Origin of the sequence: Kitasatospora nipponensis (assembly GCF_039528135.1) — a bacterium.
Lineage (GTDB): Bacteria > Actinomycetota > Actinomycetes > Streptomycetales > Streptomycetaceae > Kitasatospora > Kitasatospora nipponensis.
Genome location: NZ_BAAALF010001142.1, coordinates 1 through 243, shown reverse-complemented (window position 1 = coordinate 243; position 243 = coordinate 1).

The window sequence follows — 243 nt, the reverse complement described above, 5'->3', positions numbered from 1 at the left end:
TCGGCGGGGTCGGCGAACTCGACCCAGGCGCGCGGGAAGTCCAACGGGACCTCGGGCCGCATGGTGGGCATCGCGAGATCGATCGTGCCGCTCTTCTTGTCCTTGGACTTCTTGCTGGTCTTCTTGCTGTCTGCTGCCACCGGTCAAGGGTATGGCCTGGCGCCGTGGTCCCCTGGTGACGGCCCCGGCGGTCGGTGAAGTTGCGGTGAGAAACCCGCACGGCCCCTGCGACGGCGGCCCGCC